Below are 15,108 nucleotides of genomic sequence, written 5' to 3'. Positions count from 1 at the left end.
CAGAGGGGGGCGCGAAGGAACGCAAGCTTGCCGGCTGACAGCCGAGGCACCGAGGGAAGTTCGCATTTTTTCTGCCGCCGTGCCACATTTTGTTCTTGCTTTGTGCCGGCAGCTATGCTACTAATCTGGATATGGTGCTAATTGGCTCCAACGACCCGCCCGCCGAGGCGGGTTTTTTGTTTCAGGCTTCATTTTTGGACCAAACGCTACGTGAACTGCCGGCTGTTAAATCGGCGGGCGCGAAGGAACGCGGCTCTGGCGATCGTCGGAACTGCAAGTCTCACCAATCGTAAATTTTCCAACGCGCCACTGAGCGCCCATCCCCAGAGAACATCCCCATGTCCAACCGTTACGCCACCATCATCATCGACGATGACGGCCGAGAGGTCGTCAGCGCTATTGGCGAGTTCGCCGGCGCCGCACCCTATGCACGCCATGGCCGCTTCGAGCAGGTTGTCGTCGGCGTGCGGATCGGCATGGTGCGCGGCGGCCCCGGCGACGCGGCCGGCGGTTTCGGCTTCCCGTTGGGAGCACTCGACGGCAAGGCGGCGGCAATTCTAAGGGCAAGGCTGAATGCGTTGCCCGACGCCAGTACGTTGGGGCCTGGCACGACGACCGATGCGAAATCGGCAAGCCAGCCGCCGAAGCCGAAGTCGGCGCGCGCCGCCAAGAAAGCGAAGCCGCGCAAGCGCATCGTGCGGCCAGGCAACAAGAAGCCGGCGATCTCCGCCGGGACGGCGGAGTAGGGCATGGCCAAAGCCCCTTCCGCCGGCGATCCGCAGCCGCACGATCAAGCACCCGGCAAGCAGACCAGGCGGGCGAAGAAGACGCTGGCCGACGGCTTTCTCGAAGCGATCCGCGCCGATTTCCGCGCCCATGGCGCCGGCGTCATCGCCGAGGTGCGCGCCGAAAAGCCCGACCAGTATCTGAAGCTCGTGCTGTCGGTGCTGCCCAAGGATCTTAGTGTCAACATCAACAATCTGGATGCATTGAGCGATGACGAAATCAGGCAGCGCATCCGCGGCCTCGAAGCCGTCCTTAGGCCGTTCCTCGAGAAGCCGGGCCTCGAAAAAGGCCTCGCACAGCCGGGCGGCAAGGAAGGAATATCTCAGCCTGCTGGCGGAGCTGGACCGGAGGCGCCGCACTAACCAGCTTGCCGCCTATCGGCCCTATCCCCGACAGGCCGAATTCCACGCCGCCGGGGCGACCAATCGCGAGCGCCTGTTCATGGCCGGCAATCAGCTCGGCAAGACCAGGGCCGGCGGCGCCGAGTGGGCGATGCACCTCACCGGCCGCTATCCCGACTGGTGGCAAGGCAAGGTTTTCGATTGTCCGGTTCGGATGTGGGCGGCCGGCGTCACCGGCGAAAGCACGCGCGACAACCCGCAGCGCATCCTGATCGGCCCGCCGCAGCAGCAGGCGGCCTGGGGCACCGGCATGATCCCGGCCGACGCGATCCTCAGCACGATGGCGGGGCGGGCGCCGGGCGCGCTCGACAGCGTCGTGGTGGCCTGGGGCGGCGGTGGCGACGTGCAGGCCGGCGAATCCGTGCTGTCGTTCAAGAGTTACGAGAAGGGCCGCGAGAAGTGGCAGGGCGAGACGCTGCACGGCGTCTGGTTCGACGAGGAGCCGCCGCTCGACATCTATTCCGAAGGGCTGACCCGCACCAACGCCACCGGCGGCATCACCATCGTCACCTTCACGCCGCTGCTCGGCATGTCGGACGTGGTGCTGCTGTTTTTGTCGGCGGAGCAGGTGGGAGGGATGGGGAGGGGATGACAGGGCTGCGAAATCGCGCAACTCGCGTTCCTTCGCGCCCCCCTCTGTCCTGCCGGACATCTCCCCCTCTAGTGGGGAGATTGGATGTCGCATTGGCTTTCGCCAATCTCCAATGCTTGTGGATAAGCGAGACGCTGAAGCTGCCATCTCCCCCCTTGAGGGGGAGATGTCCGGCAGGACAGAGGGGGGCGCTGTCCCGCCATCATGAAAACATCTTACCGAACAGCAGCATACGTCCAATACCTGCCACCATGATTCAATGCCGCGAGGGTGAAAACAATGACCCGTCACGTCACCTTCATGACCATCGACGACGCCGAGCACTACACGCCGCAGCAGCGCGCCGAGATCATTGCCGCCTATCCGGCGCATGAGCGCGAGGCGCGGGCCAAGGGCATTCCGGTGCTCGGCTCCGGCCGCATCTTTCCGGTGGCCGAGGAGCTGATCGCCTGCGAGCCGTTCCGGCTGCCGCGCTATTGGCCGCGGCTCGGCGCACTCGATTTCGGTTGGGACCATCCCTCGGCCGCGGTCGAGCTTGCCTGGGATACGGAAGCCGATGTCGTCTATGTCACGAAGGCCTGCCGTGCCTCGCAGCAGACTCCCGCCATGCAGGCGCTGACGCTGAAACCGTGGGGCGATTGGCTGCCCTGGGCATGGCCGCGCGACGGCCGCCGCGAGACGCTGGAAGGTGCCGGCACCGCACTTGCCAGGCAATATTCGGCACATGGGCTGAACATGCTCGCCAGCCATGCGCAGTTCGCCGACGGGTCGGTCTCGGTCGAGGCCGGACTGATGGACATGCTCGACCGCATGCAATCCGGCCGCTTCAAGGTGTTTTCGACGCTTCTGCCCTGGTTCGAGGAGTTCCGGCTCTACCACCGCAGGGACGGCCAGGTGGTGAAGCTGCGCGACGATCTGATGGCCGCGACCCGCTACGGCGTGATGATGCTGCGGGAGGCGGTGGTCGACCCGGCGGTATTCAAGGCGGCGCGGCGGAAGGCCGGGCAGGCCGATCCGCTGGGGTTGTTCAGGTGACCCTCCGCATCATTCCCGCCACGTTGCGCGACCTCTCCTACATCGCCGCCAATCTGCGCCCCGAAGACCGGGCCGAGATCGACTGTCAGCTCGACCATTGGTCGCCGGCTTTGCTGGCACTGACAGCGCTGCAGGGCTTTGCCTATGTCGCCGAACTCGACGGAAATCCGGAGGCCGGCTTTGGTGCTGCCGAGCAGCGCAGCGGGCTGTGGATCGCCTGGAGCTGGGGCACGCGCCGCATGAGGCGCTGCGTGCCTGCGATTACGGAGTTCTTTCACGCGGTGCTCGGGCCGGAAGTTGCCGCGCGCGGCGCTTGGCGGGTCGAGGCCCGCGCCTTGGCCGCCAATCAATTGGCGCTGCGCTGGCTTGCACGGCTGGGCGCGACGCAACGCTGCCGCCTGCCGGGCTATGGCCGGAACGGCGAGGACTTTCTGCTCTACGACTGGACAAGAAGCTCTCATTTCGGAGAAAACCATGTGCCTTTTTCAAAAGCCGCCGGCGCTGAAGCCGTTGCCGCCGACACCGACCATTGCCGACAAGGACGTGCAGGCGCGCGAAGCCGCGTTGCGGGCTCAGCTTGCGGCCAATGATGGCACTGCAGGAACCGTGAAGACCGATTTGTCGCCCGGCGATCTGACCGGCCAGCGCCGCGTGCTGCTGGGGGTTTGACATGGGCGCCATGAGACGAGTGTTCCGCAACCGGGTGCTGGCCTGGTGGTACTGGCGCCGGCACGCAAGGTTGGTAAAGAAGCGGTGAAGCTGCCGATCTCCCCCACTCGTGGGGGAGATGCCCGGCAGGGCAGAGGGGGCGCTACCCTACCGGCCTTGGTGATCAATTTGCATTGCCGCTATCGGCTCATTCCGGTGGGAACGAAACTGAGCTTGGCGTTCCTTCGCGCCCCTCTCTGGCCTGCCGGCCATCTCCCCCACGAGTGGGGAGATCGGCAGCTTCCGCATTTTCCGTAACAGCCGAGCGCAATTCGTGTTCCTTCGGCACGGTTGACATTCCTTCCTCAGCAGCCATGCTGCAATGCAACATGGCTATCGAGGAGTCCGGCATGACAGAAGCCCGGTCATCGCGCATCGAGTGCCTGGACGGGCTTCGGGCGCTCGCCGCGATCTGGGTGCTCATCGGACACTGCCTGCTGTTGACCGGCTGGCATATTCCTATTCTCGGCGAGCCGGATCTCGGCGTCGACCTCTTCATCATGCTGTCCGGCTTCCTGATGGTGTTCCATTACCAGCTGCGCCAGGACAAGGAGCCCTGGCAAAGGCCGGAAACCTGGCTGAAGTTCTGGAGCCGCCGCTATTTCAGGATTGCGCCGCTGTTCTACGTCATGCTGTTCGCTGCCCTGGCGCTTGGCCCCTATCTCTACCAGTCCAGGATGGTCATCGACGAGTTCCTGCTGAGGTCGCCGCAGGCGCCCGAGCGGTATCTCGACAGCGGCCTGAAAAACATCGGCGCCCATCTGCTGTTCCTGTTCGGCCTGGTGCCGAATTTCGCCTATCGCACGCCGCTGCCCGACTGGAGCCTTGGCTTGGAGATGCAGTTCTATGCAGTGTTCCCGGCGATTATGCTGTTGGTCCGCAGGCTTGGCTGGATATCGAGCGCCATTCTGGTCGCGGCGACCGGCAGCGCGATCGTGTTCTTGGTAGGACAATTGTCGGTGCATTTTCCGATGCCGTCGTTCCTGCCGCTGAAGATGCAGATTTTCCTCTGCGGGATGCTGCTGGCGGGCGTCGTCCATCAAAGGCAAAAGCGGCCTTTCGTGCATCTGACATTGGCTATGCTGCTGGCCGCGCTGCCGTTCGGCGGCGGCTATGGGCTGAGCAAGCTTTTGATGCGGGAAGCGCTCGTTGTGGGCTTCTTTGCGCTGGTTCTCTACCGGATGCTGCCGGGAATGGCGGGCACCGTTGCCAGAAAGATTGCCATGACGCTCGCCAACCGGTTCTTTCATCTGATGGGTGAGCTTTCCTTCAGTATCTATTTGATCCATCTGCTGGTTCTCCAGCCGGTCGCGGCTCTGGTCATCACCCAGTTCGGCCACGAGCTGTCGGCGCCACTGCGCTTCGCGATCGTTGTTGTCCTCGTCTTGCCGGTGGTGTGCCTGCTGTCCTGGATCACCTATACGCTGATCGAAGTGCCCGGCCAGAAGATGGGACGCTTCGTGGTGCAGCGCTTTGGGCGCAAAGCCGCGCTGGAGACGACGCCGGCGGAATAAGGCGCTTCCAATCTCCCCGCTTGAGGGGAAGATGTCGCCGAAGGCGACAGGGGGGTCGCCGATCCACGCGAGACGACCCCCTCTGTCCTACCGGACATCTCCCCCTCAAGTGGGGAGATTGGCAGCTTCGGCGTGCCCGCCATTTCTTTTTCCAATTGAGTTCATCAAGCGAGGCTGACCATGAGCGATTCCCGTGCTCGCGATATTTTGTCGCGACAGGCAGAACTGGAGAGCGAACGCAGCCAGTATGAGCATGTCTGGGAGGCGGTGTCCGAATTCTGCGACCCCGATGCGCCCGACATGTGGAGCGGCCGCCGGCAGGCCGGCGCGGACTCGCAGGCCGAGCGGCAGGAGCGGCGCGGTGCGCGTGTCTACGCCAATACCATCAACTCGGCCGCCAACCGGCTGGCCGCGGGGCTGGAAAGCCTGATCATTCCACAATCCGAGAAATGGCACGGTCTGTCGACCGCGGCCATCAACGACGATGAGACCGACGAGGAGAAGGAATGGGCGGAAGCGCTGCGCGATTTCCTATTCTCGCTGCGCTACTCCGCCAACTCGAACTTCGTGGCGGCAACGCAGGCCTGCCTGCGCAATGTCGTGCGCTACGGCCCGGCTTATCTCTACGCCGAGGAGGGTTTTGGCAGCACGCTGATCCGCTATGCCTCGATCCCGGTGGTCGAGGGCTATCTCTCGCGCAACCGTTGGGGCCAGGTCGACATTTTCCACCGCCGTTACGAGCGCACCGCAAGACAGGCGGCGCAACTGCTCGGCTACGACAGACTGCCGGCGCGGATCAAAGTTCTGGTCGACAACCCCGCCAAATGCGAGACAAAAATCTCGCTGATCCAGTGCATCCAGCCGCGCGACGAGCGCAAGATGTACAGCCTGAGCGGCTCCTACCAGTATCTCGACACGGCGTTCGCGTCCTATCATGTGATCGAGGACGAGGAGGCGATCGTCAGGGAAAGCGGTTTTCGCTCCTTCCCGGTATCGTGCTTCAACTGGCGCCGCTACGAGGGCGACCCGTACGGCATCTCGCCAACCATCGAGGCACTGACGACGGTGCGCGAAGAGAACGCCGTGCGGCGCTCCGGCCTGCGCGCACTTCAGCAGATCACCGATCCGGCGACCGCCTCCAAGGCCAGGCTCGACTATGTGCCGGTGCTCAATCCCGGCGAGAACTATCCCGGCCTGATCGACGATGCCGGCCGGCCGCTGATCGCGCCGATCGCCACCGGCCAGAACCCGACCTATGCCTTCAACTACGCCGACAGCCGGGCCGAGGAGATCCGCGACATGATGTTCGTCAATCTGTTCCAGACGCTGGTACAAAACCCGCAGATGACGGCGACCGAGGCCTTGATCCGGCAAGAGGAAAAGGGTGCTCTGCTCGGCCCCTCCGGCTCGATTATCCAGGCCGGCTTTGCCTCGAATCTCGACCGCGAGCTGGGTATTCTGGAAGACAAGGGACTTTACGAGGAAGACAGCCGCTTCCTGCCGCCGGCGAGCCTTGCCGGCAAGGCGCTGCGGCCGACCTTCACCGGCCCGCTCGACGTGCTGCGCCGCTCGGCCGAAGCGCGCGACACCATCCAGGTGGTCACCACCGCCATGCAGATGGCGCAGTTCGACCCCGGCGTCATGGACAATATCGACGGCGACGAGGCGCTGAAGATCGTGCAGGGCGCCGGCCGCAGCCCACAACGCATCTTCCGCCGCCAGGATGAAGTGGCGGGCATCCGCGATGCCAGAGCCAAGGCTCAAACCGCACAAGCAGGCATGGCTTCGATCGTTTCTGCCGGCAAGCTGGCCAAGGATGCCGTGCCGGCGGCAGTGCAGGCGCGCGACAGCGGCCTGCTCGATGGGCTCGGCGGGCTGATGCCGCAGGGCAACGGCGTACAGGGTGGCGACGTACAGGGTGGCGGGGCATGAATGGCAAACGCTTCGCCCATTCCAGCCAGGCCGGCGGCCCGGCCAAGGCGCGGGATGCCCTGGCCAAAGCCTATTTCAGGGTATTCTCGGGCCAGGACGGCGAGATGGTGCTGGCCGACCTGACGGCTGCGACCGGCTATTACCGCCGCCCGTCCTACGGTGAATGGCTGGCCAAGACCAAGACGCCGATCGGCTTCGAGCTGCACAGCGCGCTTAGCAACGCGCGGGCCGAAGTGGTGCAGCACATTATGGGTTTCCTGACGCTGGACGAAGCGCAGCTGGCGGCGCTGGAGAAGGCGGCGAGGCTGGAGGGGTAGCGGGCCTAGGACCGGCGGCCTTGCCACAGTCATGGCCTGCTCCGACCGATCGTTCGCGGGAGTCCGCGAGCCCGGCCAACTCATAAGGGAATGACAATATTTTGCCGAGGCCATTTAGCCGACGGCGCAGACCGCCAGCATCTTCAGTGCCGGCGACACTCTCATTGGCGACCTCTCCAAAATTCATGACCCGACGAAGGCGGCGGCACGGGGCCGGCGCGCGGCAGCGCCGCGCCACGATCCCCGGCGCGCTCATGGCAGGAAACAAATAGATGGCGACCATACCTCTCCAGCTTGCCCAGCGGCGGCTCGACGTCGGCAATGTGCTCTCCTATCCCGAAGGATCGCCGGTCGGCAGGGCGATGCAGGGTTTTGGCGACGAGCTCTCTGCCGTCGCCGAACGCTACCAGCAGCAGAAGCAGCAGGAGGAGGCGTTCGACGCCGACCTCGCGCGCCGTCGGTTCAACGGCCAGATCGGGCAGGCGGAAGACGAGGTGGTGGCGAATGCGCCGGCCGACGGCAGCGGCCTGCATGACACGATGTATGGCCAGGTCGATCCGCGCACCGGCAGGATGATCAAGACCGGCCTTTTCGACACGCTGTTCGCCGATGCCCTGCCGAAAATGCCCGAAAGCCAACGCGCCAATTTCGCCAGGCAGAAGGAGGCCATGCGCGAGGCCGGCTCACTACGGATGGCGGCGAGGCAGCTTCAGCGGCGCGACGAATATGAGCAGGCCGAGTGGACCAAGGTCGACAACATCTCAACCAGTGCCATCGCGCAAAGCAACCCGAAGGACACCGAGAACTTCGAGGCGATCCGGCAGAACGGTTTTGACCTGATTGCCAAGATCGGCAACCCGCTTGCCCGGCAAGCGGCGGCAGTCGCCTGGCGCAGCAACACGGCCAAGGCACTGGTTCAAGCGATGATCGCCCAGGACCCGAAACGTGCTGCCGAGGTGCTGGGTGCCGCGCAGGCTGGAAGCTGGACTAAGGGCGACACCGCCGAGGCCGTTGGTGGTTCCAACGCCTTTGGTGCGCCCAATGCGGCGGCAGCGAAGGGTGACCGCGTCGGCAACGAGACCCCGGATGAAAGGTTGGCGCAGGCGTTCAGGGACGACCTTCCGCAACAGGAACAGGCAGCGCTGATCCGACAGGCGCAGGCGGCCAACATTGCTCAGCAGGTTGAGTTTCGCACCAACATTGGTCTCGCCGAGCAGAACGCGCCGGGCGCCATCGCACAGACTGGCGCCTATTCCGGCAAGATGCCTGGTCGGGACGCCTTCATCGCTGTCTATGGCGTCGAGCAGGGCGGCAAGCAGTACGGGGATTTTGCCAGAAAGATTGATGTTGGTCGTCAGGCCTTCGGCATGCGCACCATGCCCAACCAAGCAATCCATGCGGCGCTACGCGATGCCGAACCTGGTCCTGCAGGTTCCCAAGGGGAGCAGGCGCGGTATCACGTCACGGCCGCCGCCGCGCTTCAGACGCTGGACGCCAGACGGACGGACCCTGCCGCATACGTTCGCAAGGTCTTTCCGAGCGTCGACGCAGCCTGGAGCGAGATCACCACTCCCGACAGCGAGTCATGGAATCGTGAAGGAGGGCCGGACACCTACGACCGAGGAACTTATGTCCGAGCAATCGCCGCTTCAGTTGCAGCACAAAAGCAATTGGGCATCGAGAACTATCAACCTTTCCCATGGTCTGTTCTCAAGAACATCGCCACGACATTCAAAGACGGGAGCGTGCCACAGGCGGACAAGCACACCATCCTGTACAGCCTCGTTGGTGGGGCGTCCGATCCAGAGGTCCGAGCAGCCTTATCCCAACAGCTCGTCCAAGCCGGGCTTCCTCAATCGGTCGAAAGCCAACCGGCTAGGCCCGTTGTTGCACCTGTGATCGCCGGGAAGCAGAATCAACCGCCTGCTCCTTCAAACCGCAGGAAACCTCAATCGAAACTGGAACTCGCCGCGGAGGACTTCGGCAACTACCTCACCGAAGGTTTTGAAGGCCTAGGCCGAGGCCCGCACGACATTGGGCTGTTTCTTCAGGATCTGCGCGACGATCCTTTGGACGCGCTCAGTCAACTGCCGGTCACTTCTGCCTCCGGATTAGCTGCAGAGGGCAGCCTGGCGTTCGAGTCACTCGGCCAAGCCATTGCAAAAGGACTGGCCATTGTCCGCGGCGGGACGGGCAAGTTTGCCAAGCCGTTAGAGGAGCTTACGGCCAGTGGGTCGCGGGCCACATCAGAACTCGCCGTTGAGGGAGCGGCGGTTCGCCAGACGACCGAGGTTGAGTCTCGTGCAATAAATGCAGCAAAAGAGGCCGCTTACCTCTTGAGCACCGGCGTCAAGCCTGACAAGGCTGAGCTTCTTGCGATAATAAAGTCGATCGCCAGAGACCCCTCTAAGATTAGGCATCCGGGAGCATCGTTTGGCAAAGCTCTTTCAAAAAATTACCGCAAAACATTTCTTGATGCGAACCCGAATCTAAAGGGAGAGGTTGTCGTCCATCACGCTGCAGAGCAACAGATATGGACCAGATATCCAAGCCTTGTTGCTGAAGATGAGATGCACTCTCTTCAAAATCTTCGCGGCATACCAAAAGGATTAGATAACCTTTTGCACAAGATCGTTTTCCGATTCGAATGGGATAAATTTTATGCGTCGCACCCCCAGCCAACGCGTCAGCAGGTGCTGGACTACGTGACTTATATCGACAAACAATACGGACATCTGTTCAATCCTCCAATAGGTGAGTGATGCAATATTTTTACATATGGCCGAACGTCGCTGGTGGACTTGGTGAAAATACCGTTCTTGACTCGAGTGTCCATCCGCCAATCGTGACCAAGCTTCACTACGTTATAGAGGGCTGGTTTGGCGATGTGATCGTTACGACGTTCCCGTGTTACCTCGTCACCGAAGACACCCAGCGCGCACTGCAAAAGATGGGTTTTTCAGGCGCGACGTTCGCCGACGCCGAAGTGACAACATCCGAAGAGTTTCATGAGGATCAACCTGGGCAGGAACTTCCACCCTTCGTCTGGCTTAAAGTGAATGGCAAGGCCGGCCGGGACGATTTCGGGATCGCAGCGGACTATCGCCTCGTCATCTCGAAACGCATTCTTGATTTGCTGGAATCATTGGGAATACCGTTTGCTGTCATCGAGCCTTACGATGGTAAGTAGCAATGAGGTTGGGCTTTCATTTTTTTGATCCTCATTAGGTGAATGGTGGACTATTTTTACATAAAGCCCAATGTCGCCGGCGGAATAGCCCGTGGCACCATCATGGACACAAGCGTTCACCCCCTGTTGTGAGCAAACTCACCTACCAGATGGAAGGATGGTTCGGCGATGTTATCATTGCTGGCGATCTGCGTGTGGTCATATCGGAGCGTGTGCTGAATCTACTCGACCGCTTTGGTATCCCGTCAGCGACGGTTGAGCCCTAGACGGTCGATAGTGCTATTGTTGCCATAGTTCGCGCTGTAGTGGATGTGCATGAAATCAATCCAGTGAAGTTTGGCGGCAGTTCACCGACAACAGGGGTATGCCGTGGTGGAACCAGTTGCTGAGCGACCTGTGACGATAGCAATGGGACATATTTAACTGAGGGACATTCGACGCACCGGCTGAATCCGCAGTCGTCGACGGCCTGTCCGCACGGTTGGGAGTCGTGCTGCCAAGGATTACATGATTTCCTCAAAGAGCATAATGGAGGCGACGGTTTCATCGGCAATAACTATACTATTTTTTTAAAGCCGAAGAACTGGCTGACTTCAACCGCGGATATGAGGTTGAAAAATATGCGCCAGGCATCTTCTTATTCGCATCTGACGGAGGAGGTGAAGGCTATGGCTTCGACACTGAAGATGCGGCCATGCCAATCGTACGCATCCCATTCATAGGTATGGATCGGCAATCCGCTGAGACGATAGCGCGTGACCTCGCCGATCTATTTGCTCGGTTGGTGGACTGAAAATGCCCGACCACAATAGATATTTGCGCCCCAAGGGCATGGAGCTGTTTGAGATCGGCGATCCAGTCACTTTGGAGAATAAGATCTGGTTGACCAGACAAGGGCATTTTGAAGCGGTGCGCTACTGGAATCGAGCTATCGGGATTCTGCGTAAGGCGGCGCCGGAGAAAGCGGCACCGGCGGATGGGTAGGGTGCGGGGAGCACTGACCTTGCGGAGGCCATGACGCTTTCGGCCGATCATTGTGCAAGTTTACGAACCCGGTGTAATGCAACTCGTCCCTAGATCTCAACATGATCGAGGGAGTATCTTCCAGAAAACACTGCATCCGAATGGCCGAGGAGGATTTTCCCTATGGGGAAAAAAATGAAGTTGCTGGATATCGTTGGGCGGTTGTCGGAATTTGACGAGGAGGACCCGGTCTACGCAGCGGAGCCCACAATCTACGCGGCGGAGCCTTGGACAGAGGATTCAGACGCGATGGTTTTGCCTCAGCAGGATGGGGTGTTGGTACCACCCGAGGCAGCTAAAGAGGGCCTGGCATACTTTCTCGAAATCAACCTTGCGATCGAGATTACCGAGACTTTGGTTGCATCGCAGAAAGAAAAGCCAAGCATTTCTGCCATCTGCGAACGCGTTATTTATTATGCCACCTATGATGCGTGAGAGGTTAAATGTTGACTAACCCACGTTATGACGGACAGCCGCTGCTTAGGCTGCTCGATGTTTATGTGCTCTGGGCGATCGGAGAACTTTCTCAAGAGTCGGAGGATGGCTTGAAAAGGATGGCCCCCAAACTGCGATCTATCTATGGCGGCGACGGACAATGGCATGACGCAATAGCCCACTCTATGCACATGCCCGAGGGAATGCCGGCAGCAATCCGGGATATGTGGGCAAGGAATCTCGAGATCGCCCGCGTCAATGGTGTAACCCTCCCACCCCAGAAATTTGCCGAGATGTTCGTGGACGAAAATTTCGCGGGTTGAACGTTCTTCTCTCTGAGGCTGCGCTATAGCTAGAATTTGCTCAAATCCACTGTGATCCGCAACGGGCTGGTTTTGACGCCTGGCGGCCAACACCTCTGGACCGATTTCGAAAGTTGTCGGGCCGCTTCCGCCGCTGCTTCCGAATGAGGTTCGTAGGATACAACCGTAACCGACTTGATCTTGCCGGCCTTGTCCAGTGTCACCTCGAAAGTGGCTTTGACACGATTGTCGACAGCGGCCACCGGCAAGACCAGGCATTCGCCAATCCGCTCAACGCTGACAGCCTGTCTGGCGTGTGCGGAAACCGAACAAACAGCCAGCAGTGAGGTCATCAAAAATCGCATCGTCGCCCCCTTTGGATAGCAGACGATAGCGCCGACGTTTAATCAGCGGAAGGACCAAATCATCGGGGAAAAAGGATGCGCCGAGGCTGAAGCTGCGCCCCTCTCCCCGTTCTACGGGGAGATGATGCCGGCAGGCAGGTGAGGGGCGGAGCCGACATGTCAGAAGTTTGCGCTGCCCCTCATCCCCCTGCCGGGACCTTCTCCCCGCAGAACGGGGAGAAGGGGGCACGCTCAATAATCGCCGTTATAATAGCGGTCGTCACAGGGGGCGGTGTAGATGCGGCCGCTGTTGCGATCCTGATAACGGCAAAGCTGTTCGCCGCGCGGCTGCGGCGTGGTGGCGTTGCCGACGACGGCGCCCAGCAAGGCGCCGGCTCCGGCACCGATGACCGTGCTCTTGGTGTTGCCGCCGATCGCCTGGCCGGCAAGCGCACCGGCGCCGGCGCCGAGCAGCGCACCGGTGCTGGTTCTCTGCTGTGCTTCGGTCTGCGCGCAGCCTGCCAATGCGGCGGTTACGAGCACGGCGGCAATGGCTCTGGACATGGTCATCGTCTGGTACTCCCTTGAAGTCTATGAACTAATACACGGGCCGATTTTGCCAAGTGCGGTGGCATTTGCGGCGGAACATAGGCACCGTGCCTCACGAAATAAGACATGGTTGTTTTAGTCTGACAGCCGGAGACGACGGCTCGGCAAGACGATGCCCAAACGAGACTAATCTTTGACGGCCCCATGTGCCCGATCTGCTTTTTCTACGCAGCGGCTAACTCTTCCTCAAATCCCAAAAATGGAGAAACCAAATGACCCGAGGTCTTGCCCGGACGCTTTCGCGTGCCGCCGCCAGAGAAGCCGGCCTTGCCCCGCCCAAGGCGGGGCTTGCCGTCAGGACGACCGGACAGGGCGGCGCCTACCGCTCCGTCTTCTCCTTCAATGCCATGCCGGTGCCGGTCACCGATGCACTGGCCTATGCCAGCCAGAAGCTGTTCGATTTCATCGATGGCAAGATCCGTATCAAGGGCGGTACGGCCCGGCTGCAGTTTGCGGTGCTGACTACCCGCGCGTCGACCATCAACGACAATGCCGCGCTGACCTGGTCGCTCGGCTCGGCGGCAGCGTCGAGCGCTGTGCTTGCCGGAACCATGGTCAATGTGCTGGGCGCGACCGGCCGCACGCTGGATGGCGCCGGTGCCGCGCCGTCGAGCGCGTCGATTGCCGATGTTGCCGCAGCCTTGACGCTCGACGGCACCGTGACGCCGGTCGACCTCTATCTCAATCTGGCGTTTGCCACCGGCACCGACATCGATGCCGACGGCACGATTGCCGTTACCGGCACGATCACGCTGCTCTGGGAGAACTGGGGCGACAATGCGTAGGCGCTAATCTCCCCCCTTGAGGGGGAGATGTCGCCGAAGGCGACAGAGGGGGTAGGTTCGACCGGGCGCGACCCCCGGCGACAGATGAGGTCGGCGCTCCACGCGCGGCTACCCCCTCTGGCCTGCCGGCCATCCCCCCCTCGAGGGGGGAGATACCAAGTTTCACCGCCAGTGCTCTCATCACCGGCCTTCAAACTCTCAGCAAAAGGAATCTTCTCATGACAGATCTGGCAGACGCCGGGTCCGTGGTGGCGGTGCCACCGGCGGGCAACCTTGCACGGCCACCGGCCAACGGGGACAACGGGTCCGCCCCGCCTAAGGCCGCAAGCTGGTTTGACGGTCTTTCCGAAGGCAACCGCAAGCTCGCTGAAACCAAGGGCTGGACCAAGCCTGAAAGCCTCGATCGGGTTTTCGCCTCCTATGCGGAGCTGGAGCGGCAGCAGGGTGAGAGCCTGCGCGTTCCGGCAGCCGATGCAGCCGCGGAAGACTGGGACAGGTTCCATGCCCGGCTGCCCGAGGCGATGCGTCCGCTGACCTCGCCCGACAAGGTCGAGTACCGGCGCCCCGACGGGCTCCCCGAAAACTTCGCCTATTCGGACGAGCTCGCCAATGCGTCCAAGGCCTGGGCGGTCGAGGCAGGTGCTACCCCGAAGGTTGCACAGGCCTATCACGACCGCTTCGTCGGCTACATGGCCGAGCAGGCCAAGGCACAGCAAATCGCCGTTGCCCGCTCGGTCGAGACTACGCACGACGACCTCGTGCGGGATTGGGGACCGACCGGGAGCGATGGCTTTCGCCAGAAGCTCGAGGTCGCCAACCGGGCGATGAAGAAGCTCGGCCTGGTCAATGCCTACAAGGCGAAGGGCATCCTTCTGCCGGACGGCGCCTTGACCGACCCGCAGATCGCCAAGGCGTTCCACGCTATCGGCGAGGCGATGTTCCGCGAAGACACGATCGACGGCAATGCTGCCTTGAGCGGAGGCAACCCCTTCAAGCGCAATGCCGCCGGCGAGCGCAACCTGACTGGCATCTCGGCCCTGGTCAAAAGCGACCCCGCCCGCGCCCGGCGGCTGGCACGCGAGGCCGGCGAAAACCCCGACCTGTGGATGCCCAACAACCCTCTTTGACCCCAAAC

At 61.7% G+C, this 15,108-nt stretch carries 17 protein-coding genes; 15 read left to right on the top strand and 2 right to left on the bottom strand.

The annotated features are described in order from the left end of the window. Nucleotides 1-338: 338 nt before the first annotated feature. The 13 genes from NKJ35_RS03395 to NKJ35_RS03335 all read left to right on the top strand — a co-directional run bounded on the left by NKJ35_RS03395 (nt 339) and on the right by NKJ35_RS03335 (nt 12,256). Entirely contained in the window at nt 339-746 is a 408-nt protein-coding gene (locus NKJ35_RS03395; RefSeq protein ID WP_352644957.1) for a hypothetical protein, read from the top strand. Nucleotides 747-749: 3 nt separating this feature from the next. Continuing rightward, nucleotides 750-1,148, top strand: coding sequence for a hypothetical protein (locus tag NKJ35_RS03390; RefSeq protein WP_254819622.1), 399 nt, complete (start codon nt 750-752; stop codon nt 1,146-1,148). 79 nt (nt 1,149-1,227) lie between these two features. Then, nucleotides 1,228-1,779, top strand: a complete 552-nt coding sequence (locus NKJ35_RS03385) for a terminase large subunit domain-containing protein (RefSeq protein WP_254819621.1) — start codon at nt 1,228-1,230, stop codon at nt 1,777-1,779. A 279-nt stretch (nt 1,780-2,058) separates the two neighbouring features. Next, nucleotides 2,059-2,814 carry a phage terminase large subunit family protein gene (locus NKJ35_RS03380; protein ID WP_352644956.1) on the top strand — a complete coding sequence of 252 codons (756 nt, stop codon included), beginning with the start codon at nt 2,059-2,061 and terminating at the stop codon, nt 2,812-2,814. Then, nucleotides 2,811-3,404 (top strand): hypothetical protein, encoded by a 594-nt coding sequence (locus NKJ35_RS03375; protein ID WP_352475518.1) that lies wholly within the window; start codon nt 2,811-2,813, stop codon nt 3,402-3,404. Before NKJ35_RS03380 ends, NKJ35_RS03375 begins: the two co-directional genes overlap by 4 nt. Before the next feature lie 468 nt (nt 3,405-3,872). Further along, nucleotides 3,873-5,036: an acyltransferase family protein gene (locus tag NKJ35_RS03370; protein ID WP_352644955.1), complete on the top strand. Its 1,164-nt coding sequence runs from the start codon at nt 3,873-3,875 to the stop codon at nt 5,034-5,036. Nucleotides 5,037-5,216: 180 nt separating this feature from the next. Beyond that, a complete protein-coding gene (locus NKJ35_RS03365) occupies nt 5,217-6,968 on the top strand; it encodes a portal protein (RefSeq protein ID WP_352644954.1) in 1,752 nt (583 codons plus the stop codon). Then, nucleotides 6,965-7,285 (top strand): Bbp19 family protein, encoded by a 321-nt coding sequence (locus NKJ35_RS03360; RefSeq protein WP_352644953.1) that lies wholly within the window; start codon nt 6,965-6,967, stop codon nt 7,283-7,285. The genes NKJ35_RS03365 and NKJ35_RS03360 overlap by 4 nt, the downstream gene beginning before the upstream one ends. A gap of 272 nt (nt 7,286-7,557) precedes the next feature. Then, nucleotides 7,558-10,047 (top strand): hypothetical protein, encoded by a 2,490-nt coding sequence (locus tag NKJ35_RS03355; protein WP_352644952.1) that lies wholly within the window; start codon nt 7,558-7,560, stop codon nt 10,045-10,047. After that, entirely contained in the window at nt 10,047-10,475 is a 429-nt protein-coding gene (locus NKJ35_RS03350; RefSeq protein WP_352475513.1) for a hypothetical protein, read from the top strand. The genes NKJ35_RS03355 and NKJ35_RS03350 overlap by 1 nt, the downstream gene beginning before the upstream one ends. Before the next feature lie 795 nt (nt 10,476-11,270). Next, entirely contained in the window at nt 11,271-11,459 is a 189-nt protein-coding gene (locus NKJ35_RS03345) for a hypothetical protein (protein WP_352644951.1), read from the top strand. Between the two features lie 174 nt (nt 11,460-11,633). After that, on the top strand, nt 11,634-11,933 hold the full coding sequence (locus NKJ35_RS03340; RefSeq protein ID WP_352644949.1) for a DUF7716 domain-containing protein: 300 nt from the start codon (nt 11,634-11,636) through the stop codon (nt 11,931-11,933). An 8-nt stretch (nt 11,934-11,941) separates the two neighbouring features. Then, the gene (locus tag NKJ35_RS03335) at nt 11,942-12,256 is read left to right on the top strand and encodes a hypothetical protein (protein ID WP_352509919.1); all 315 of its coding nucleotides are present in this window, start codon (nt 11,942-11,944) and stop codon (nt 12,254-12,256) included. Between the two features lie 29 nt (nt 12,257-12,285). On the opposite strand, the gene NKJ35_RS03330 is transcribed toward NKJ35_RS03335, so the two are convergent. Then, nucleotides 12,286-12,588 (bottom strand): hypothetical protein, encoded by a 303-nt coding sequence (locus NKJ35_RS03330; protein WP_352644948.1) that lies wholly within the window; start codon nt 12,586-12,588, stop codon nt 12,286-12,288. Nucleotides 12,589-12,831: 243 nt separating this feature from the next. Next, nucleotides 12,832-13,149 (bottom strand): YMGG-like glycine zipper-containing protein, encoded by a 318-nt coding sequence (locus NKJ35_RS03325; RefSeq protein WP_352644946.1) that lies wholly within the window; start codon nt 13,147-13,149, stop codon nt 12,832-12,834. A gap of 251 nt (nt 13,150-13,400) precedes the next feature. Between NKJ35_RS03325 and NKJ35_RS03320 the strand changes: the two genes are divergently transcribed. After that, complete coding sequence (locus NKJ35_RS03320) at nt 13,401-13,973, top strand: hypothetical protein (protein WP_352644944.1); 573 nt, start codon at nt 13,401-13,403, stop codon at nt 13,971-13,973. Nucleotides 13,974-14,191: 218 nt separating this feature from the next. Further along, entirely contained in the window at nt 14,192-15,100 is a 909-nt protein-coding gene (locus tag NKJ35_RS03315) for a hypothetical protein (protein WP_352644943.1), read from the top strand. Nucleotides 15,101-15,108 lie beyond the last annotated feature (8 nt).

It is taken from the genome of Mesorhizobium sp. M0136 (assembly GCF_040322515.1).
GTDB lineage: Bacteria > Pseudomonadota > Alphaproteobacteria > Rhizobiales > Rhizobiaceae > Mesorhizobium.
Note: the sequence above shows the minus strand (reverse complement) of the source record. Positions and strands in the feature narration are given on the sequence as shown.

What these genes read in the sequence shown, in the direction of transcription:
- NKJ35_RS03340 (WP_352644949.1), top strand. Translation starts at nt 11,634, where the DNA reads ATGAAGTTGCTGGATATCGTTGGGCGGTTGTCGGAATTTGACGAGGAG.
- NKJ35_RS03335 (WP_352509919.1), top strand. Translation starts at nt 11,942, where the DNA reads ATGTTGACTAACCCACGTTATGACGGACAGCCGCTGCTTAGGCTGCTC.
- NKJ35_RS03325 (WP_352644946.1), bottom strand. Translation starts at nt 13,149, where the DNA reads ATGACCATGTCCAGAGCCATTGCCGCCGTGCTCGTAACCGCCGCATTG.
- NKJ35_RS03390 (WP_254819622.1), top strand. Translation starts at nt 750, where the DNA reads ATGGCCAAAGCCCCTTCCGCCGGCGATCCGCAGCCGCACGATCAAGCA.
- NKJ35_RS03365 (WP_352644954.1), top strand. Translation starts at nt 5,217, where the DNA reads ATGAGCGATTCCCGTGCTCGCGATATTTTGTCGCGACAGGCAGAACTG.
- NKJ35_RS03345 (WP_352644951.1), top strand. Translation starts at nt 11,271, where the DNA reads ATGCCCGACCACAATAGATATTTGCGCCCCAAGGGCATGGAGCTGTTT.
- NKJ35_RS03330 (WP_352644948.1), bottom strand. Translation starts at nt 12,588, where the DNA reads ATGACCTCACTGCTGGCTGTTTGTTCGGTTTCCGCACACGCCAGACAG.
- NKJ35_RS03360 (WP_352644953.1), top strand. Translation starts at nt 6,965, where the DNA reads ATGAATGGCAAACGCTTCGCCCATTCCAGCCAGGCCGGCGGCCCGGCC.
- NKJ35_RS03395 (WP_352644957.1), top strand. Translation starts at nt 339, where the DNA reads ATGTCCAACCGTTACGCCACCATCATCATCGACGATGACGGCCGAGAG.
- NKJ35_RS03355 (WP_352644952.1), top strand. Translation starts at nt 7,558, where the DNA reads ATGGCGACCATACCTCTCCAGCTTGCCCAGCGGCGGCTCGACGTCGGC.
- NKJ35_RS03315 (WP_352644943.1), top strand. Translation starts at nt 14,192, where the DNA reads ATGACAGATCTGGCAGACGCCGGGTCCGTGGTGGCGGTGCCACCGGCG.
- NKJ35_RS03385 (WP_254819621.1), top strand. Translation starts at nt 1,228, where the DNA reads ATGGCCGGCAATCAGCTCGGCAAGACCAGGGCCGGCGGCGCCGAGTGG.
- NKJ35_RS03370 (WP_352644955.1), top strand. Translation starts at nt 3,873, where the DNA reads ATGACAGAAGCCCGGTCATCGCGCATCGAGTGCCTGGACGGGCTTCGG.
- NKJ35_RS03320 (WP_352644944.1), top strand. Translation starts at nt 13,401, where the DNA reads ATGACCCGAGGTCTTGCCCGGACGCTTTCGCGTGCCGCCGCCAGAGAA.
- NKJ35_RS03380 (WP_352644956.1), top strand. Translation starts at nt 2,059, where the DNA reads ATGACCCGTCACGTCACCTTCATGACCATCGACGACGCCGAGCACTAC.
- NKJ35_RS03350 (WP_352475513.1), top strand. Translation starts at nt 10,047, where the DNA reads ATGCAATATTTTTACATATGGCCGAACGTCGCTGGTGGACTTGGTGAA.